9 protein-coding genes (1 of these 9 only partly in view) are annotated in these 22,500 nt (G+C 45.9%); all 9 read left to right on the forward strand.

Going from position 1 to position 22,500, the window contains the following annotated elements:
• Positions 1–1,353 (forward strand): chromosomal replication initiator protein DnaA (gene dnaA, locus ETP43_RS00005; protein ID WP_129256685.1); only part of this gene is annotated, 1,353 nt, incomplete at its 5' end.
• A 273-nt stretch (positions 1,354–1,626) separates the two neighbouring features.
• Positions 1,627–2,736: a DNA polymerase III subunit beta gene (dnaN, locus tag ETP43_RS00010; protein WP_129256686.1), complete on the forward strand. Its 1,110-nt coding sequence runs from the start codon at positions 1,627–1,629 to the stop codon at positions 2,734–2,736.
• 14 nt (positions 2,737–2,750) lie between these two features.
• Positions 2,751–2,960: an RNA-binding S4 domain-containing protein gene (locus ETP43_RS00015; protein ID WP_022171427.1), complete on the forward strand. Its 210-nt coding sequence runs from the start codon at positions 2,751–2,753 to the stop codon at positions 2,958–2,960.
• A 5-nt stretch (positions 2,961–2,965) separates the two neighbouring features.
• The gene (gene recF / locus ETP43_RS00020; RefSeq protein ID WP_117525500.1) at positions 2,966–4,045 is read left to right on the forward strand and encodes a DNA replication/repair protein RecF; all 1,080 of its coding nucleotides are present in this window, start codon (positions 2,966–2,968) and stop codon (positions 4,043–4,045) included.
• Between the two features lie 22 nt (positions 4,046–4,067).
• On the forward strand, positions 4,068–5,981 hold the full coding sequence (gyrB, locus tag ETP43_RS00025; RefSeq protein ID WP_022398562.1) for a DNA topoisomerase (ATP-hydrolyzing) subunit B: 1,914 nt from the start codon (positions 4,068–4,070) through the stop codon (positions 5,979–5,981).
• Positions 5,982–6,008: 27 nt separating this feature from the next.
• The gene (gyrA, locus tag ETP43_RS00030) at positions 6,009–8,501 is read left to right on the forward strand and encodes a DNA gyrase subunit A (protein ID WP_129256687.1); all 2,493 of its coding nucleotides are present in this window, start codon (positions 6,009–6,011) and stop codon (positions 8,499–8,501) included.
• A 20-nt stretch (positions 8,502–8,521) separates the two neighbouring features.
• On the forward strand, positions 8,522–9,250 hold the full coding sequence (locus ETP43_RS00035) for a lysophospholipid acyltransferase family protein (protein ID WP_129256688.1): 729 nt from the start codon (positions 8,522–8,524) through the stop codon (positions 9,248–9,250).
• A gap of 163 nt (positions 9,251–9,413) precedes the next feature.
• A complete protein-coding gene (locus ETP43_RS00040) occupies positions 9,414–16,499 on the forward strand; it encodes an immunoglobulin-like domain-containing protein (protein ID WP_129256689.1) in 7,086 nt (2,361 codons plus the stop codon).
• A 17-nt stretch (positions 16,500–16,516) separates the two neighbouring features.
• Positions 16,517–22,500 carry the 5' portion of a family 43 glycosylhydrolase gene (locus ETP43_RS00045; RefSeq protein WP_129256690.1) on the forward strand. Its footprint extends 457 nt past the window's final position, so the window shows 5,984 of its 6,441 coding nt (coding positions 1–5,984); the start codon lies at positions 16,517–16,519; its stop codon lies beyond the right edge, outside the window.

Below are 22,500 nucleotides of genomic sequence, written 5' to 3' on the forward strand. Positions count from 1 at the left end.
ATGAACATTATTTACGAAAAATGGGACGAAATATTGGAAACAGTAAAGACGGAACACGAATTATCGGACGTCTCTTTCAAAACCTGGTTAAAACCGCTGACCATTCACAGCATCGATGACCAGGTAGTTACCATACTGGTTCCTTCCCAGCAGGTTGGACTGAATTATATCAGCAAAAAGTACGCCCTCCCACTGAAAGTTGCGATTTCAGAACTGACCGGGTCCGACTATGATATCAGATTCGTCCTGCCGGAAGATGTACAAAATGTAGAAAAAGAAGTCCCCGTTTCTACTAATTATAATACCAGCATGGAAATGGCAAACCTGAATCCGAAATACACCTTCGATACGTTTGTCGTCGGAAGCAACAACAAATTTGCCCACGCGGCATCCCTCGCCGTGGCAGAATCTCCGGGAGAAATCTACAATCCCCTCTTTTTATATGGAGGCGTTGGTCTTGGAAAGACCCATCTGATGCATTCCGTTGCACACTTTATATTAGAAAGAAACCCTTCCACCAAGATTCTGTACACCACCAGTGAAGAATTTACCAACGAACTGATTGAGGCGATCCGAAACGGAAACAACACTGCGATGACAAAATTCCGCGAAAAGTACCGGAACATCGATGTTTTACTGATCGACGATATCCAGTTTATCATCGGAAAAGAATCTACACAGGAAGAATTTTTCCATACTTTCAACGCTCTTCACGGAGCCAAAAAACAGATCATTATCTCCAGTGATAAACCGCCGAAAGATATGGAGATCCTCGAAGACCGTATCCGTTCCCGTTTTGAATGGGGACTTTTAGCTGACATCTCCTCTCCTGACTACGAGACGCGTGTTGCGATCCTCCGGAAAAAAGAAGAAATGGACGGCTACAACCTGGATGATTCCATCATCGAATATATCGCGAAAAACATTAAGTCCAATATCCGTGAGCTGGAAGGATCTTTAAACAAAATTATCGCCTACGCGAACCTTGAAAAACGGGAAGTTACGATGGAACTGGCAGAAACGGTACTGAAAGATATCATTTCCCCGAACGATAAGAAGATCATCACACCGGAATATATCATCAACACCGTTGCAGAGCACTATGATATCACACCGGAGGACATCATCGGCACTAAACGAAACAGTAAAGTCGTTTATCCTCGCCAGATTGCCATGTATCTTTGTCGGGAACTTGCCAATATTCCGTTAAAATCCATCGGTCAGTGTATGGGAAACCGTGATCACACTACCATTATGCATGGCTGCGACAAGATCGAACAGGAATTAAAAACTTCACAGACCACACAGAAAGCGATCGAGATTCTGAAGAAAAAACTTCAGCCGGGTAATTAGGGGCTTGCTCTAGCAGTTTTTAGTTATCCACATTCCGTCTGTGAATTCGCTGTGTATAATCTGTGGACAACCGGAACCTTATTTTTCCATCCACAAACCGTACACAGGCACCTTCTACAGGATGCACACAGTTATCCCATAGAAAAATCCTTATATTTTCGGGGCTTGCACCACTTTTACACATTTTCACAGCCCCTACTACGAATACTACGGATTTCTTATTATTTTTTTATACATGAGCCCTCAGGTTCAAGGAAGGAAGTTATTCACATTATGAAATTAATCTGTGCCAAAAACGAATTATTAAAGAGCGTCAACATTTCACTGAAAGCTGTCTCGTCTAAAACAACCATGCCGATCCTAGAATGTATCCTGATCGATGCTTCCGCAGCAGAAATCACCTTCACTTCTAATGATATGGAACTGGGTATCGAGACAAAAGTGAAAGGTATTATAGAAGAAAAAGGTATCGCTGCCCTGGATGCAAAACTGTTTTCTGATATTATCCGTAAACTTCCGGACAGTGATGTAACCATCCAGACCGATGCAAACCTGAATACTACGATCACCTGTGAGAAAGCAAAGTTCACAATTCCTGGAAAATCCGGAGATGATTTTGCTTATTTGCCAGTTATTGAACGTACAGAAGGTATTGAAATCTCACAATTTACATTAAAAGAAGTGATTCGTCAGACAATATTCTCAATTGCAGCAAACGAAAATAACAAGCTGATGACCGGTGAACTCTTTGAGATCAAGGACAATATGCTGAAAGTAGTTTCACTCGACGGTCATCGAATCGCGATCCGTAAGATCGAACTGAAAGATAATTACCCTGCAAGAAAGGTTGTCGTTCCTGGAAAGACACTGAATGAAATCAGCAAGATCCTTTCGGGTGAAGTAGAAGATCAGGTGAAGATTTTCTTTACCGAAAACCATATTGTTTTTGAATTTGATGATACCGTAGTCGTTTCCCGGCTGATCGAAGGCGAATATTTCCGGATCGACCAGATGCTCTCGAGTGATTATGAGACAAAAGTGAAGATCAACAAGCGGGAATTCCTCGAGTGTATCGACCGTGCCACACTTTTTGTAAAAGAAGGTGACAAAAAACCGATTATTATTACAATCGATGATACCGGTATGCAGCTGAACATCAATTCCCAGATGGGTTCCATGAATGAAGAGATCGATATCGATAAAGAAGGAAAAGATATTATGATCGGATTCAACCCGAAGTTTCTAATCGACGCACTGAAAGTCATCGACGATGAAGAAATTTCTATTTATCTGGTCAATCCAAAGGCTCCTTGTTTCATCAAAAACGAAGAAGAATCCTATATTTACCTGATTCTTCCGGTAAATTTTAATACCGCACGGTAAGAAAGTGAGAAAAAATGGAAATAATTAAACTGAGAGACGAGTATATCAAGCTCGGTCAGGCGCTGAAAGCAGCGAACCTGGTGGAAGACGGCGTGGAAGCCAAACTGGTGATCCAGGATGGTTTAGTAAAGGTAAACAACGAGGTTGACATAAGACGGGGACGTAAATTGTACGACGGAGATGTGGTTTCTTTTGACGGACAGGAACTGCGGATTGAAAAATAAAAAGTATGTACATTGAATCGTTGGAATTGAAAAATTTTCGAAACTATGAGGATCTGTCCATCGTTCTGGATCCGGGTACAAATATTCTCTACGGAGACAATGCCCAGGGAAAGACGAACGTTCTCGAGGCCATCTATCTTTGCGGAACCACAAAATCGCACCGGGGAAGCAAGGATAAGGAGATGATCCGGTTTGATCAGGACGAGTCGCATATCCGGATGATGGTAAAAAAGGATGGCGTATCTCATAAGATCGATATGCATCTGAAAAAAAATAAAGCCAAAGGCATCGCCATCGACGGGATTCCGATCCGGAAGGCAGCAGAGCTTTTCGGTATCGTGAATCTGGTGGCATTTTCTCCGGAAGACCTGAATATCATCAAAAACGGACCTTCCGAGAGAAGAAGATTTATGGATTTGGAACTTTGTCAGTTAAATAAAGTTTACTTACAGGAGCTGACGAGTTATAATAAGGTGTTAAATCAGCGCAATAAGCTGTTAAAAGACATCGGTTTTCAGCCTGGACTGACGGAGACACTGGATGTGTGGGATATGCAGCTGGTTTCTTACGGGAAGAAGATCATTTCTCTGAGAAAGCGGTTTATGGAAGAACTCGGAGAGATCATCCGGCAGATCCACAGCAACCTGACCGGGCAGAAAGAAGAGATCCGGCTGTTGTATGAACCGGATGTGGAAGAGGAAGTATTTGAAGAAAAACTGCAGAGTGCGAGAGAAAAAGATCTTCGTTTCCGTGTGACGTCCGTAGGTCCTCACAGAGACGATTTTTGTGTACAGACCAACGGGATCGATATTCGAAAGTATGGGTCCCAGGGACAGCAGCGCACGGCAGCTCTTTCTTTGAAAATGTCGGAAATCTACCTGGTAGAAAAGGTGACGAAGGATCATCCGGTGCTGCTTCTGGATGATGTATTGTCGGAACTTGACAGTAACCGGCAAAATTATCTGTTGCAGAGCATCCACAATATCCAGACGGTGATCACATGTACCGGTCTGGATGAACTGATCGAGAATAATTTTTCGATTGACAGGGTGTTCCGGGTGACCGAAGGGAAAATTGATTTTTAAATAAAAATTTAGGAGGATAAGGATGAGTACAGAATACGGAGCAGATCAAATCCAGATATTGGAAGGTTTGGAAGCGGTCAGAAAAAGACCTGGTATGTACATCGGAAGTACATCCATCCGCGGACTTCACCATCTGGTCTACGAGATCGTAGATAATGCAGTGGATGAGGCACTTGCGGGATTTTGTGATGTAATCGATGTCAAAATTCAGGAAGATAATTCCATTACCGTCATAGATAACGGAAGGGGTATCCCTGTGGGAATCAACCACAAAGCGGGGATTCCGGCCGTGGAAGTTGTATTCACCATCCTTCATGCAGGAGGAAAGTTTGGCGGTGGAGGCTACAAGGTATCCGGAGGTCTTCACGGTGTAGGTGCATCTGTAGTAAATGCACTTTCTGAGTGGCTGGAAGTTACGATTTACCATGAAGGCAAGGTCTACCGTCAGAGATATGAACGGGGAAAAACCATTTATAAATTAAAGGTCATTGGAGACTGTGATCCGGAAAAAACAGGAACCATGGTATCGTTCCTGCCGGATAAAGAGATCTTTGAAGAAACCATATTTGATTTTGATACCCTGAAACAGAGATTCCGTGAGATGGCGTTCCTGACAAAAGGTCTGAAGATCCGTCTGACGGATGAGCGCGGGGAAAAAGAACTGGTCAAAGAGTTCCATTACGAAGGTGGAATCAAAGAATTTGTCACCTACTTAAACCGCAGCAAGGAGGCGCTGTACCCGGAGATCATCTACTGTGAGGGAATGAAAGACGGCGTTGCTGTGGAAGTGGCGATGCAGCATAACGATTCTTACAACGAGACAACGTATGGATTCGTCAACAATATCACGACACCGGAAGGTGGAACCCATGTGGTCGGCTTCCGTAATGCTCTGACCAAGACCTTTAACGATTATGCGAAGAAAAATAAACTGTTAAAAGAGAATGAAAAACTGGCAGGAGAAGATATCCGTGAAGGTCTGACCGCGATCATCAGTGTAAAGATCGAGGAGCCGCAGTTTGAAGGACAGACGAAGCAGAAGCTGGGTAACAGCGAGGCAAGAGGTGCGGTCGATGCGGTGGTAAGCCGGACACTGGAGATTTTTCTGGAGCAGAATCCGTCCGTGGCAAAAACCATCGTGGAGAAATCCGTACTGGCACAGCGTGCCAGAGATGCGGCGAGAAAAGCCCGCGATCTGACCAGAAGAAAATCTGCCCTGGAAGGATTATCCCTGCCTGGAAAACTGGCAGACTGTACCGATAAGGATCCGAAAAACTGCGAGATCTACATCGTAGAGGGAGATTCCGCCGGCGGTTCCGCAAAGACCGCGAGAAGCCGTGCAACCCAGGCAATTCTGCCGCTTCGTGGAAAGATCCTGAACGTGGAGAAAGCCCGTCTGGATCGAATCTACGGCAATGCGGAGATCAAAGCCATGATCACTGCGTTTGGTACCGGTATCCATGAGGATTTTGATATTTCCAAACTGCGGTATCACAAGATCATCATCATGACTGATGCCGATGTCGACGGCGCGCATATCGCCACCCTGATGCTGACGTTCCTGTATCGTTTCATGCCAGAACTGATCAAACAGGGATATGTGTATCTGGCGCAGCCGCCGCTTTATAAGATCGAGAAGAACAAGAAAATCTGGTATGCATACGACGATAAGGAACTGGACAACATCCTGACCGAGATCGGAAGAGACGGTAACAACAAGATCCAGCGATACAAAGGTCTGGGTGAGATGGATGCGGATCAGCTGTGGGAGACCACCATGGATCCGGAGCGAAGAGTCCTTCTTCGTGTGACCATGGACGATGAGACTTCATCCGAACTTGACCTTACCTTTACCACTCTGATGGGAGATAAAGTAGAACCGCGTCGTGAGTTCATAGAGGAAAATGCATTAAAAGTTAAAAATCTTGATATTTAATCCAAAAGATAACAATAGGAGAAAAAGATGGAAGACAATATTTTTGACAAGGTCCACGAGGTGGACCTGAAAAAGACAATGGAAGAATCGTATATCGATTATGCCATGAGTGTCATCGCATCCCGTGCGCTGCCGGATGTCAGAGATGGATTAAAGCCGGTACAGCGAAGAGTGCTGTTCTCTATGATCGAGCTGAACAACGGTCCGGACAAACCACACAGAAAATGTGCCCGTATCGTCGGTGATACCATGGGTAAATACCACCCGCACGGTGACAGTTCTATCTATGGTGCTCTGGTAAATATGGCGCAGGAGTGGTCCACCCGTTATCCGCTGGTTGACGGTCACGGAAACTTCGGTTCCGTGGATGGTGACGGTGCGGCTGCCATGCGATATACCGAGGCGCGGCTGAGCAAGATTTCCATGGAGATGCTTGCAGACATCAATAAAAACACCGTAGACTTTTCACCAAACTTTGATGAGACAGAAAAAGAGCCGACCGTACTTCCGGCACGTTACCCGAACCTTCTGGTAAACGGTACTTCCGGTATAGCGGTAGGTATGGCGACGAATATTCCGCCGCATAACTTAAAAGAGATCATTGCAGCAGTGGTGAAGATCATTGACAATATCGTGGAAGAGAACCGGGATACCGAGATTGAAGAAATCTTAAAGATCGTCAAGGGACCGGACTTCCCGACCGGAGCAACGATCCTTGGAACCAGAGGAATCGAGGAAGCGTACCGGACAGGCCGCGGCAAGATCCGTGTCCGTGCGGTGACGAATATCGAGACACTGCCAAACGGAAAGAGCCAGATCATTGTCACGGAACTTCCGTATCTGGTCAACAAAGCCAGACTGATCGAAAAGATCGCAGATCTGGTAAAAGAGAAGAAAATCGACGGTATCACGGCGTTAAACGACCACTCGAGCAGAGAGGGTATGCGTATCTGCATTGAACTGCGAAGAGATGTCAATGCAAACGTGCTGTTGAATAAACTGTATAAACATACCCAGTTACAGGATACCTTCGGCGTGATTATGCTGGCACTGGTCAACAACCAGCCGAAAGTCATGAACCTGATGGAGATCCTGAAACATTACCTGGCACATCAGGAAGATGTTGTGACCAGAAGAACCCAGTACGATCTGAACAAAGCAAGAGAACGTGCCCATATCCTGGAAGGACTCTTAAAAGCACTCGATAACATCGATGAAGTCATCCGTATCATCCGTGGTTCGGAAAACACCCAGGTGGCAAAAGCAAGATTGATGGAACGCTTTACACTTTCCGATGCACAGGCACAGGCAATCGTAGATATGCGTCTGCGTACACTGACCGGTCTGGAAAGAGAGAAGCTGGAAGCAGAATACAAAGAACTGATGGATCGTATTCGCAGACTGGAAGCCATCCTGGCAGACAGAAATCTGCTGCTTCGCGTGATCCGTGAGGAGATCCTTGCCATCAGTGAAAAATACGGCGACGAGAGAAAGACAGCCATCGGATTTGACGAGTTCGATATTTCCATGGAGGATATGATCCCGAATGAAAATACCGTCATCACCATGACAAAATTAGGTTATATCAAACGAATGACCGTAGATAATTTCCGCAGCCAGAACCGTGGCGGCAAGGGCATCAAGGGTATGCAGACCATCGAGGACGATTATATCGATGAACTGCTGATGACAACGACCCACCATTATCTGATGTTCTTTACGAATATGGGTAAAGTATACCGCCTGAAGGCGTATGAGATTCCGGAAGCTGGAAGAACTGCCCGCGGTACGGCGATCATCAACCTGCTGCAGTTACAGGCAGGTGAGAAGATCACAGCGGTCCTGTCCCTGAAAGATTACAGCCAGGGTCAGTATCTGTTTATGGCAACCAAGAGCGGTATCGTGAAGAAAACACCGATCCAGGATTATGCAAATGTCAGAAAGACCGGTCTTGCGGCGATCTCTCTGAAAGATGATGATGAACTGATCGAAGTAAAATTCACAGATAACAAAAAAGATATCATTCTGGTAACGAAATACGGTCAGTGTATCCGCTTCAAAGATACGGATGTACGAAGCACCGGAAGAGTATCCATGGGTGTTCGTGGTATCAACCTCAGCGACGGGGATGAAATCATCGGCATGCAGCTGTGCTCTCAGGGGGATTACCTTCTGATCGCATCGGAAAAAGGTATGGGTAAACGTACCTCCATGAGCGAATTCTCCGTACAGAACCGTGGCGGAAAAGGGGTAAAATGCTATAAGATCACCGAAAAGACCGGTAATGTCGTAGGTGTCAAAGCGGTTAATGATGACAACGAAGTGATGATGATCACAACCGAGGGAATCATCATCCGAATCGCCTGCTCCGATATCTCGATCCTGGGAAGAATCACATCCGGTGTCAAACTGATGAACCTGGATGAGAAAGTTTCTGTGGCAAGTATCGCAAAAGTACGGGAAAAAGAAGAAAAACCGGAAGAAAATACAGAGGCAAACGAACAGGAAGAGACAGAATAGGAACATACGGAGTCTGAAGAATGAAACGAATTCTGTTAATGGTGTTACGCAATCTCTGGTTTGTCCCGTATGGCTGGTTTAAACTGTGCTATACGGCAGTCCATGTAGAAAAGTACACCGAAGAAGAAAGATATCAGGTATTAAAAATGATCGACCGCCGTGCCAACATCGGCGGTCGCATCACCATCGATGCGTATGGAGTGGAGAATATTCCGAAGCAGGATGGATTTATGTTTTTCCCCAACCATCAGGGGCTGTACGATGTGCTGGCGATCATTGAAGTCTGCCCGCGTCCGTTCTCTGTGGTGATGAAAAAAGAAGTAGCAAATGTACCGTTCTTAAAACAGGTATTTGCCTGTATGAAAGCTATCTCGTTAGACCGTAACGATCTGCGCCAGGGGTTGCAGGTGATCAAACAGGTGGCAGAAGAAGTGAAAAAGGGTCGGAACTATCTGATCTTTGCCGAGGGAACCAGAAGCCGGAAAGGAAATCAGCTTCTTGATTTCAAAGGCGGAAGCTTCAAAAGTGCCGTCAAAGCACAGTGCCCGATCGTGCCGGTGGCTCTGATCGATTCGTATAAGTCATTTGATACCAATTCCATTAAAAAACTGACCGTACAGGTACATTTTCTGGAGCCGATCCCGTATGAAGAGTATCAGGGAATGAAGACAACGGAGATTGCGGCGATGGTAAAAGGACGGATCGAAGATACGATTCGGCAATATGAGGGAAATACGGCAGAAGCATAAAAATAAAAAAAGAAAAATCTAAGATATGTGATGAAACGCTAAGATATGTGATATATTTTAGCGTTCTTTTTTTATACAATAAGATAAGGTACGAGTATGATTGCAAAAATCATAAGTTCTGGAAAAAAACTGGAAAATACCAAAAAAACAGGAGGTACGGAAAATGAAGGGTTTGAAAAAGAAAATGGCTGCCCTCACAGCTGCGGCACTCTGTCTGACATCTATGCCGTTAGACGGTGTACAGATCGTTTCTGCTGCAACCAGTGTAGACAGCACAGTCAAACTGAAACCGACAGAAGCATCCATCTTCAATGACACCAACGGAGATGGTCTTGGCGAATTTGAAGGATGGGGAACTTCCCTTTGCTGGTGGGCAAACCGAATCGGTTACAGCGACAAACTGACAGAGGAAGCTGCAAAGCTTTTCTTCAGTCCGGAGGGACTGGATATGAACATTGGTCGTTACAACGTAGGCGGTGGCGATGATACAGGAGAAACCACCACAGAGACAGTGCCGGTCAATGGAAAAGCAAAATTCTATGATCTGACAGCAGGAACCTACAGTTACGCAGGAAGCAGCGGAAAAGCGGAGACATATTCGAAAATGGCGGATATGACCTATTCTAAATCGGATGCGGACTTTGGATTTACCAAAGGAGAAAAAGTAGGAAGCTTTACCAAACTCGGATGGATCAACAAACTGTCCGATACAGCAGGATCCGGTGACAACCTGAAATATCAGGTAAATGTAGACGAGAGCGGTGCTTATACCGTAAAAGTCCTGATGACACTGGAAGGAACAAACAGCAGAGATGTTGCACTGGGAGTTACCGCAGGAAGCACCACAGCACAGAGTGTGGTACAGGAAGAACAGCCGGCAGCAGAGGTGCAGAACGAGGAAGACGCACAGGAAGCTGATACACAGGCTGCGGATGTAGAGGAAACCGCAGACGCTGAGGCAGAAGTTGCCGAAGAGGCTGTAGAGAGCCAGGAAGAAATCACACAGGTTGCTGTACAGGCAGCTGCAGAAGATGAATATGTAGCAGATGCAGCTACGGTAAACAACAGTCTGATCGCAGAAGGAACCAACAACGGAAGCCACTGCATGCTGTTCGCAGTAACCTTCAGCAACGTAAAACTGCAGGCAGGAGAAAATACCATCCGTGTGGCAGGAAAATCTGACTGGACACTGGATTTTGTAAAGATGGCAGTAGTGAAAGCCGGTGACGAAGGCGTGGTTCCGGATACTGATGAATTCAAACATGCAGAACATATTGTACGTTCTGATGCAGGTGTTCCGGGATATGCAACGGATGTGACAAAAATCGATACATCCAAACATGATCTGTCCTGGTACACTGAGAATTTTGCAAGAGCAGATGAAAGCTGCGGATATGCATGGAACTATGACTGGGATGCAGATAAAAATCAGATGAATGTACTGAAAGCGGCAGCAAAAGCCAGCGGACAGGACTTTATCGCAGAAGCATTTTCCAACTCACCACCATATTTTATGACAGTAAGCGGATGCTCTTCAGGAAATACCGATTCCAGCAAAGATAACCTGAGAGCAGATTCTGTAAATGCATTTGCCGCATACATGGCAGACGTCATCGAACACTGGGACAACGAAGGTGTGATCAATTTCCAGAGTGTTGATCCGATGAATGAGCCATATACCAACTACTGGGGCGCAAACAGCAACAAACAGGAAGGATGCCATTTTGACCAGGGAGAATCCCAGTCAAGAATCCTGGTTGCCCTGAACAAAGAACTGAAAAACAAAGGCATCAACATGATCATCAGCGGTACCGATGAGACAAGCATTGATACACAGATTTCTTCTTATAATAATCTTTCCGATGAAGCAAAGAATGTAATCAGCCGAATCGATACGCATACATACAGCGGATCTAACAGAGAAGGATTAAAAGAAACTGCACAGAATGCAGGAAAGAACCTGTGGATGTCAGAAGTTGACGGTGCTTATACTGCAGGAACCAATGCAGGAGAGATGACCGCAGCACTTGGTCTTGCACAGCGTATGATGACCGATGTAAACGGACTGGAAAGTTCCGCATGGATCCTGTGGAATGCTATTGATATGCATGCAGACAGCAGCGAAGCCGGACAGGCATGGGTAAACAAAGGAAGTAACAATGACTACCTTTCCATGGATGCTCTGGAAAGCAAATGGAAATCAAAATCTTCCAACGGATACTGGGGTCTTGCAGCAGCAGACCATGATAACGAAGAAATTGCTCTGAGTATGAAATATTATGCATACGGACAGTTCTCAAGATATATCCGTCCGGGTTACACCATTATCGGAACCAGCAAAGGAACCACACTTGCTGCATACGATCCGGATGAAAACAAAGCTGTTGTAGTAGCAATGAACACTTCCGATGCAGACAAGACATGGAAATTTGATCTGTCCGGATTTAACACCATGGGTGATAAAGTGACAGCCATCCGTACCAGCGGATCTCTGGACAGTGGAGAACACTGGGCAGATGTCAGCAGCCAGGATGACATTGTAACGGATACAGAAAACAGAAACTTTACAGCTACCATGAAAGCAAATTCCATTACTACTTATATTATTGAAGGCGTAAGCGGAATCAAAGATGCTACCCAGGAAGAAGTTCCGGAAGTAGAACAGGTTACTGTAGAGAAAGATCAGGTAAGCAGCAGCACACCGTGGAACAACAGCACAACCAATATCGCTGCCAATGTAGTAGATGGTAATTACAGCACATTCTTTGACGGCGTAAGCAATGGTTATGTAACACTGGATCTGAAAGAAATGACAGAGATCGGTGCCATCGCCTATGCACCTCGTAATGGCTATGCAGGTCGTTGTGTGGGAGCAACCATCTACGGATCCGAAGACGGAGAAAACTGGACGGAATTATATACCATCGAAGAGACTCCTTCCGAGGGAAAAGATACCATCGTATATTACACAGACTTTAATGTAAATGAAGCACCGACCTGCAGATACATCAAATACGCAGTCGGAGCAAACGGCAACTGTAACCTGTCAGAACTGAAAGTATATCGTCTGTTACATACCACAACAAAGAATCTGACGGCACATTATGACATGTCCGTAGCAGATGGCAAACTGACAGACGTATCCGGAAAAGGAAACGATGCAACTCTTCATGATATTACAGAAGCAAGCGTTGCTACTTACGGAGAGGAAAGCGTTCTTCAGTTTAACAAAGACGGATATGCAGATATCCCGGCAGGACTGGCAGGGGCAGACGGACAGTTTACTGTTCAGGCAACCTTCAGTACACAGACACAGGCAAACCACTGGCTGTGGTGCTTCGGACGTACCGTAGCAAGCTGGCCGAATGTAGATCATTATGTGTTCGTCGGTGTAAACTCCGATCAGAACAACTATAAAGGAAACGTTCTGGCAGCGATCAGCTCCAATGGTGAAGTAAGAATGGATGCACCAGCAGAAAAACCGGGTGCAGGTTATACAACCGTAACCATAACCTCTGATGGAACCAAACTGTCCATGTATATGGATGGCGTACTGGTATCCGAGAAAACACATGGCAAAGATGTCACAGACGCTATGCCGTCAGAAGGAGAACTGGGATATATCGGAAAATCCTTATATAACGGAGATCCGCTTCTGAAAGCAAATGTATCTGATATCAGAATCTGGAATACTGCACTGACTGCTGACCAGGTACAGGCAGAAACTCCGGATGAGACAGAAAAAACAAACATGCTTCTGGCAGATATCCAGACAGCAATGTTAAATGGCAATTCCTCTACAGATGAAGTTGTTACAGATCTTGCATTCCCGACCACTATGGACGGATATGATCTGACATGGAACGTTCCGGAAAACGATGCAATCGCTCAGAACGGAAAAGTAACACCTCCGGCAGAAGATGTCAATGTGACAATCACTGTTTCTTACGGAGACGGAAAGAGCGCAGAATTTGCTGTAAAAGCACCGGGAGAAAATATCGGCTCCACGCTGCAGAAAGCATATGATGAACTGGATATTCCAAACAAAGATGATGTACGCGGAAACATTACCCTTCCGGAAACCACAGAAAGCGGTGTGACCATCACCTGGGCAACCGATCATCCGGAAATTGTGGATGTGGCATCTCATGAAAATGAAGGATACGATCCGACACCTGCAGGTACGGTAACAAGACCGCAGGAAGATACAACCGTAACCATGACAGCAACCCTCTCCTATAAAGGAGAAACCCTTACAAAAGAAATCGTTATTCAGGTAAAAGCAAAAGCAGCAGCTATCCAGGATGACGATTACACCGATTACTTCTTCGCATACTTTGCAGGCGAAGGATATTCCGATGGAGAACAGATCTACTTCGCATCCAGCCAGGATGGTCTGAACTGGTCTGATCTGAATGATAACAATCCGATCCTTACTTCCACCATGGGAGAAAAAGGTGTCCGTGATCCGTTTATCATCCGTTCACCGGAAGGAGATAAATTCTATCTGATCGCCACAGACCTGAAGATCAATGGCGGAAACGGATGGGATGCAGCACAGAACAGTGGAAGCCAGAGCCTGATGATCTGGGAATCCACAGACCTTGTAAACTGGTCCGAACAGAGAATGGTAGAAGTATCTGCCAAGATCGAAGCAGGATGCACCTGGGCACCGGAAGCGACCTATGATCCGCAGACCGGAGAATATGTTGTATACTGGGCATCCAGAACACCGAACAAAGATACTAAACAGAGACTGTATTATGCAAAGACCCGTGATTTCTACAGCTTCACAGAACCACAGCTGTGGATCGATTACGATCAGTCCAGCATCGATACAACCATGATCGAAGAAAACGGAACGTACTACCGTTTCACCAAGAATGAGGGTGGTTCCACCAACTCACTTGGTGCAAAGACAAAAACTATTTTCTTAGAGAAGAGTAATCAGGTACTTGGAACCTACGCACAGATTGCATCAGAAAGCCTGAATGGCAATCAGTATGTAGAGGGACCGACCATCTTCAAGCTGAACAGCGATGATGCAGATACAAATACCTGGTGCCTGCTGGTAGATGATTTTGGCGGCGGCGGATACTATCCGTTACTGACCACAGATCTGGAAAGCGGCGTATTTACAAAACCGGAAGCCGGAACTTATAAGATGCCGTCAAGAGCAAGACACGGCACACCGATCCGTATCACAAAAGCAGAGTATCAGGCTGTTATGGCAGCATACGGAACACCGGACAAAGTAGATACCTATGCGATCGACGGAACACCGGTACTGCCGGAAACTGTAACCGTTGGCGGTGCAGAGACAGCAGTTACCTGGAATCTGGACGGCGTAAGCTTTGAAGGAAATCCATACAGCTATGTAACAGTAACAGGAACAACAGCAAACGGAAAGACAGCAACAGCAGAAGTTCAGCTGCTGCCAAAAGATCTGGAATACATGGTTGACTGTAACAACACAGGATCTTCCACCTGGGAAAAAGTAAAAGCAGCCGTACCGGGACTGAAGAATGCAGATGCAGCAGATCAGGCAAAAACGGATGACAATACCTGGGGTTACACCAGCGTGGTAGGCGATTCCGGAGATATCAAAGGATTCAGCCAGTCCAGCGTAAGCAACCCGTACACCGGCGGATGGTGGGCACGTTCCAATAAAAACATCACTTACCGGTTTACACTTCCGGCAGGAGAGCATACCGTAATGCTTGGAAACACCGGATGGTGGAACATGAACCGTGAAATGGATGTATATTACAGCGTAAACGGAGAAAACGAAACCAAACTGTGTGATTTCGATGCAGTCAAGAGTGCAGAGTCTTATGCACAGGGAACCATTACACTGGAAAAACAGGCAGTGGTAACCATCACTATCAAGAAAGCTGCAAGCGATGATCCGATCGTAAGCTGGATCAGCGTAAGCGGTCAGGAAGCACCGGAACCAGAACCTGTAGATAAGAGTGAACTGCAGAACCTGTACGATGCAAACAGCGGAAAAGAACAGGGCAACTACACAGACGAAAGCTGGAAGTCCTTTACCGCAGCGTTAGAGGCAGCGAAAGCAGTGCTGGATAACGAAGATGCAACCGAAGAACAGGTAGCAACAGCAACCACCGCTCTGGAGGAAGCAATCAAGGGACTGACAGAGAAAGAGCCGGAACCAGTACCGGTAGATAAGAGCGAACTGCAGAACCTGTACGATGCAAACAGTGGAAAAGAACAGGGTAACTACACAGACGAAAGCTGGAAGTCCTTTACTACAGCATTAGAGGCAGCAAAAGCAGTACTGGATAACGAAGATGCAACCGAAGAACAGGTAGCAGCAGCAATCACAGTTCTGGAAGAAGCAGTCAAAGGACTGACAGAGAAAGAGCCGGAACCAGTACCGGTAGACAAGAGTGGTCTGCAGAACCTGTACGATGCAAACAGTGGAAAAGAACAGGGTAACTACACAGACGAAAGCTGGAAGTCCTTTACCACAGCATTAGAAGCAGCGAAAGCAGTGCTGGATAACGAAGCAGCAACCGAAGAACAGGTAGCAGCAGCAACCACCGCTCTGGAAGAAGCAGTCAAAGGACTGACAGAGAAAGAGCCGGAACCTGTAGATAAGAGTGAACTGCAGAAACTGTATGATGCAAACAGCGGAAAAGAGCAGGGCAACTATACAGATGAAAGCTGGAAAGTTTTTGAAACCGCACTGGAAAGTGCAAAGGCAGTGCTGGATAACGAGGATGCAACCGAGGAAATGGTACAGGCAGCAGCAGAAGCACTGAAAGCAGCTGTTGACGGACTGACAGAGAAGGCTGTTGATCCGGAACCGACACCAACACCATCCACACCGGTAGATAAAACAAACCTGTCCAAACTGTATGAACAGTACAAGGATATGAAACAGGGTAATTACACCGATGCAAGTTACAAAGCATTTACCACAGCTCTCGAAGCTACAAAGAACGTTCTGGAAGCAGAAGCACCGACCCAGGAAGAAGTCAGCAAAGCATACAGCGATCTGAATGATGCAGTTAAGGGTCTGGTGACAAAGAGCACACAGACATCGGGCAACAGCCAGGGAACTACAACCAAGCCGGGAAGTTCACAGAACGGAACAGGCACAAAAACATCCAATGCAGCAAAAACAGCAGACCGTACACCGATCGCAGCTACAGCTGGTGTAATGCTGGCAGCAATGCTGGTTGCAGTGCTTGCTTGGAGAAAAAAAGGAAGCCTTGAAAAATAAAGAAAGGTAAGCAAAGTATGAAAAAGAGCAAAATGACACGCAGTAAAAAAGCGATTTTTGCCGGATTTTTAAGTGCCGCTATGGTGGCACAGTCCGTTTCAGCATTTGCAGCAGAAGCCGGTGGAGAATATTTGCCGGATCTGCAAACGCAGAATCAGGAAGTTGTTTCTGAGACAGCAGGGGAAAGTTCCCCTGCTGCAGAAACAGCACCGGAAGAAACCGTTGCACCGGAAACAGCGGTGCAGACAGAGGAAAATTCTGTTGCAACACAGGAAGCGTCTGTGGAGAAAAAGACTTTTACAGATGCAGAAATTGCAGCAAATGACGGCGTGATCTATCTGGCGAACTGCGGATCTTCTGACACATCCGTAACACCGTCAGGATCCAAACGTGGTTTATATCAGGGAAATGTGGATCAAGCATATGATACAGATGCTTCCACAGGATATAACTGGGGCTATGTAGAGGATGCAACTTACTCTGCAACAGCCCGCGGCGGAGATACCACACTGAAAGGATCTTACCGTTATCAGTCAGACAAGATCACCTATGAAGCAGGAAAATCCGGAATCGAATATCAGTTTGAAGTACCGGAAGGTGATTACAAAGTTACCGTAGGTATCGATAACCCATGGAGCCAGTGGGGAACCAAAACAGAAGATATCATTCTGGAAGGACAGAAAGTAGAGTCCGGACTTACCGCCAAAGATTTCGAAAAAGAATATGAAGTAACGGTAACCGATGGAACACTGAATGTCTTTGTACAGAGTACAAGCAGATCTTCCACAAGCGATGACCCGGTTCTGAATTACATCGTGGTAAAAACAGAAGCCGGTGAAGCAGATCAGCTGGAAGTTCTGGCAAATGTAATCAAAAATTACACAGAAAAAACAGAGGGAAAAACCTATAAGAAAGCAACCAAAGAAGCATTTGATCAGGCGATTGCAGATGCACAGAAACTGGTAGATGAAAAATCCACCGATACTGATGCAATCAAAGCTGCAAAAGAAGCTATCGAGACTGCCTTTGATGCACTGGTAGAAACTCATATTGAAACTTATACATCCATCACCGGAACCGATGCAGCCAGAATCTATGATGACAATGGCGAAGCCATTCAGGCTCACGGTGGTCAGGTACAGAAGATCGGTGATACCTATTACTGGCTGGGTGAGGACCGTACCAACGGATACCGTCCGATGCCAGGTGTTCATCTGTATTCATCCAAAGATCTCTACAACTGGAAAGATGAAGGTGTTGTCTTAAGAACCATGGACAACTACGAACAGTTTGAGACAGATGATTACTTCAAGAAACTGTACGGAGATCTGACAGAAGCAGAGAAGAAAGATATCTATGTGGACCTGTGGGCAGAAGGTTGCGTCATGGAACGTCCAAAGATGCTGTATAACGAGAAAACAGGAAAATATGTGATCTGGTTCCATGCAGACGGAACAAGTCCGTATGCAAGCGGAAGCGGTTCCAACTATGCAAAAGCAAAAGCAGGTATCGCGATCGCTGATTCGGTCAACGGACCATACAGACTGCTGGGAAGTTATATGCTTACCGGAGATTACAGCAACCATGGATTTGATTCCGTAAGCGGACATGTCCGTGACATGAACTTGTTTAAAGATGATGATGGAACTGCATATGTAATGTACTCTTCCGAAGGTAATGCGGTTATGTATATCGCAAAACTGAACGATGAATACACAGGACTTGCAAAAGACGCTTCCGAGATGAAACTGGGAGAGGACTTTTGCATCAGCAGTACCGATTCCAGAGAAGGTCCGGCGATGTTCAAGTATCGTGGAAAATATTATCTGATCACTTCCGGCTGTACCGGATGGGCACCAAACCAGGCAGCATACTCTGTTGCAGACAGCCCGTTAGGACCATGGAAACGGATGGGAGATCCGTGCGTCGGAGATACCTCCAAAACAACTTTTGATACCCAGAGTACCTGTGTCATTCCGGTAGATGCGGAAAACGGAAAGTTCATCTACATGGGAGACCGCTGGTACAATCCGGATAACGGAAAAGACCTGAGCGATTCCAGATATGTATGGCTCCCGATCGAATTCGGATCAGGCGATACTATCATGCTGAAAAATTACAGCAACTGGACACTGGATGAACTCGAAGGCAAAGGAAGCATCGATGTAACAACGAAACTGCCAGAGACCGCAGAAAGCATCAGTGAACTGCAAAGCGCACTTCCGTCCACGATCAATGTTGAGATTGGCGGAAAGGCATATAATAACCAGACAGTAACCTGGATCATCAATGATGCAGAAAGACTTGGAGAATATCCGCTGGGTGAAGTTACTGTTACAGGAACACTTGCAGATCTGAACAGAGAAATTACAACCAAAGTATTCTGCTGTCCAAAAGGACTGACTTATTTTGCGGACTGTTATACAAATGGGGATAATACCTCTTCTGTATTTGAAAAATTCGCAGCAGCTGCAAATAATCTGAAAAATACGGTATCTGACCAGAAATACGGAAAAGATGTCGATGTAAACTGGGGTTACACAAGCACACCGGGAGCATCCGGCGGAAGCAGCTCTGAAGATATGGGTTCCAAAGGAAGCGGCGACTTCTTTAATACCGGCTGGTGGGCAACCAGCGGTCATACCATTGAGTACGGCTTCGAACTGGATCCTGGAAACTATGTAGTTTCTACCGGTTTCAACGAATGGTGGAGCAGCACCAGAGGAATCAAAGTAACCGTATCTTCTGTAGATGCTGACGGTAACAAGACCGAACTGGGAACCGGAAATGCAAGCCTTTCTTCCAGCAAGACACAGGACAGAAACGAAGTTGCAGTGACCGTTCCGGAAGGTTCTGATCATATTCTGGTAACCATCAGCAAAAACTCCGGCAGTGATCCTGTATTAAGCTGGATCGGTATTATCGATACCGAAGCAAAAGCTCCGGAAGTAAAAAATCTTCTGACAAACGGAAGCTTTGAAAACGGAACCGATGGCTGGTCTCTGGGAAATGGTGCAGCCATTGAAGAAGACAGCGAAGCTCCGGACGGAACACATTATCTGCATGATAATGGAAATAAACACTCCTGGGGAGATGGAAGTTCCAACGACAAAACAAACTATCCGATCAGCGTAGAACCGGATACGGAATATGTATTAACCGGAAGTATCAAAGTGAGCGGCAGCGGATGCTACTGGGCAGGCGCAAGAGTAGCCGGAAAAGAAATCTACTGTGTGGCAGCAACAGACAGCAGCTATACCGATACAACCGATACCGACAGCAAACTGGCAGCAGCAGTAAAACCGGGAGCAACGGAGTGGACACCTTTTGAGATCCGCTTTACCACACCATCTGATGTAACGACACTGGATGTATATACCTGGGCAGACAACGGTATCCAGGGTTATCTGGACAATCTGGTACTGACACCGGTATCTTCCGATCTGGACTGGACGGCATTTGACAAAGCAGTAGAAGATGCAGACAGCCTGCAGGCAGCAGACTACAAAGAAGCATCCTGGGCAGAATTCCAGGCTGTTGTAGAAGAAGCAAAAGCATTTAAGAAAAATGCAACAGAAGCAACAAAACAGAGAGAGATCCGTCTGATGATCAAGAAACTGGAAGAAGCAAAAGAAGCTCTGATCCCGGTAAATGATCCGGATGGAAATACTACTTATTATGTAGATGCCGAAAACGGCAACGATGCAAACGATGGAACAACACCGGAAACTGCATGGAAGACTTTAACAAAAGCATCCTCCATCCGTAAGATGACAGAAGGCGGAAGTATCCTTCTGAAAGCAGGCTGCGTATGGAACGGTGAACAGCTGGAAGTAAGAAATGCTGAAGGAACAGAAGAAAACCCGATCGTGATCGGAAGCTACGGTGAAGGCGAAAAACCGGTGATCAACGGACAGGGTGCACCGTGGGATGCAGACAGCAAAGAAGAACTTGCAGCAGTACACATCTACAACAGTGAGAACATTGTTGTGGAAAATCTGGAAATTACCAACTGGGATAGTTCTGTAAGCGGAGACTATACACAGAGCAGCAAACTGTTATCCGGTCTGGTAGTGGAAAACCAGGATAAGGGAGACCTTTCAAATGTTACAGTAAGAAACAACAAGATTCATGATGTCAACGGTAAGATGGCAGGCGGCGCAGACAAAGCAGCCGGCGGACTGATTGTTGTAGTAACCGGAAGCGGAAGCAATCATACCGGTACGGTAGAATCCAAATACAGCAACCTTACCATTGAAGGAAACGAAGTATACAGAGTAAGCCATGAAGCAATCTACATGGAAAGCGTATGGGCAAGCCGTACTCTGGTTGGCGGAACAAGCAGCGATACAGGATACCAGAACGCAGGAAACAGCAAATGGATCGGCAGCAGCAACGTTGTGATCAACAGCAACTATGTACATGATGTAGCAGGAGACGGTATTGTACCAATCAATACAACAGAAGCAATCGTAGAATATAACTTGATTGACAACTCCGCAGATACCAACTGGAATTATTCCGGTAACCCGAATCATGCAGCACTGTGGACATGGGATTCTGATAATGTAACCTTCCGTTACAACGAAGCATGCAACACAAGTAAAGCAGGATGGAACCTGGGAATCTCAGGAACCAACGACAGTATGGCATTTGACTTTGACTATGGTGTACAGAACTGTCTGTATGAGTACAACTACAGCCATGACAACTATGGTGGATTCCTGATGCTGTGCCCGGGACCTGGAGCAACTGTAAACAATATTGCAAGATACAATGTCAGCGTAAATGACGGTCTGTATGACGGCGCACCGATGATCCGTCTTGGCGGAGGAAAATACGGTTCCAACGGCGTACAGATTTACAACAACACCATGTACTGGGCAGACAGCAATTACTCTGTAGCACTGACTCCGACCTCTAACTGGGAAGGAAGCGTTGTAAAAGATGTAACTGTAAGCAACAACATTTTCTACGGACCTGCAAAAGCAGACAGTGTGAAGACAGACGGCGTAACCTACAGCCACAACCTGGTTTACGGTGGCGCACAGAATGTTTATACCGCAACAGTAAATGATGATACTACTGTTGTAGCAGACCCGTTGTTTGTAAATGTAAAAGATTACACATCCGGAACATGGGAAAACGGAAAAACAACACTGGGAACAGCAGAAGGCTTTAAACTGCAGGCAGGTTCTCCGGCCATCGATGCAGGAGCAGCACATGAAGATGCACCGGCAGTACAGCCAGACAGCGTAAAATCTGAATTGGTTGCAAATACAAATGAAAAACCATCCAGAGATTACTATGGAACAAAGTTGACCGATGGAAAGATCGATATCGGAGCAAACGAATACAAAGAAGCAGAACCTCAGCCGGAACCGGTAGACAAGAGTGAACTGCAGAAACTGTACGATGAAAACAGTGGAAAAGAGCAGGGTAACTACACAGATGACAGCTGGAATATCTTTACCACAGCATTAGAAGCAGCAAAAGCGGTACTGGATAACGCAGATGCAACCGCAGAGCAGGTAGCAGCAGCAACCACAGCTCTGGAGGAAGCAGTCAAAGGATTGACAGAAAAAGCTCCGGAACCGGTACAGGCAGATAAGAGCAAACTGCAGAAACTGTATGATGAAAACAGCCAGAAAGAACAGGGCAATTATACAGACGAAAGCTGGAAAGCTTTTGAAACCGCACTGGAAAGTGCAAAAGCAGTGCTGGATAACGAAGGTGCAACCGAAGAAATGGTACAGGCAGCGACAGAAGCACTAAAAGCAGCTGTTGACGGACTGACAGAAAAAACGGTTGATCCGACACCGGCAGACAAGACAGAACTTGGCAAACTGATTAAAAATGCAGAAGCAATATCCGCAGATGACTATACGGCAGAAAGCTATAAGGAACTGCAGGATGTTCTGACAGCAGTAAAAGTAATCTATGACAAGGACGATGCAGAACAGGAAGAAGTGGACAAAGCAGCATTACAGCTGAAAGCAGC

The organism is Blautia faecicola, assembly GCF_004123145.1.
In the GTDB taxonomy this organism is placed as follows: Bacteria; Bacillota; Clostridia; order Lachnospirales; family Lachnospiraceae; genus Oliverpabstia; species Oliverpabstia faecicola.

Excerpts from the sequence above, each read along its gene's own strand:
- dnaN (WP_129256686.1), top strand. The coding sequence starts at position 1,627 with ATGAAATTAATCTGTGCCAAAAACGAATTATTAAAGAGCGTCAACATT.
- ETP43_RS00015 (WP_022171427.1), top strand. The coding sequence starts at position 2,751 with ATGGAAATAATTAAACTGAGAGACGAGTATATCAAGCTCGGTCAGGCG.
- recF (WP_117525500.1), top strand. The coding sequence starts at position 2,966 with ATGTACATTGAATCGTTGGAATTGAAAAATTTTCGAAACTATGAGGAT.
- gyrB (WP_022398562.1), top strand. The coding sequence starts at position 4,068 with ATGAGTACAGAATACGGAGCAGATCAAATCCAGATATTGGAAGGTTTG.
- gyrA (WP_129256687.1), top strand. The coding sequence starts at position 6,009 with ATGGAAGACAATATTTTTGACAAGGTCCACGAGGTGGACCTGAAAAAG.
- ETP43_RS00035 (WP_129256688.1), top strand. The coding sequence starts at position 8,522 with ATGAAACGAATTCTGTTAATGGTGTTACGCAATCTCTGGTTTGTCCCG.
- ETP43_RS00040 (WP_129256689.1), top strand. The coding sequence starts at position 9,414 with ATGAAGGGTTTGAAAAAGAAAATGGCTGCCCTCACAGCTGCGGCACTC.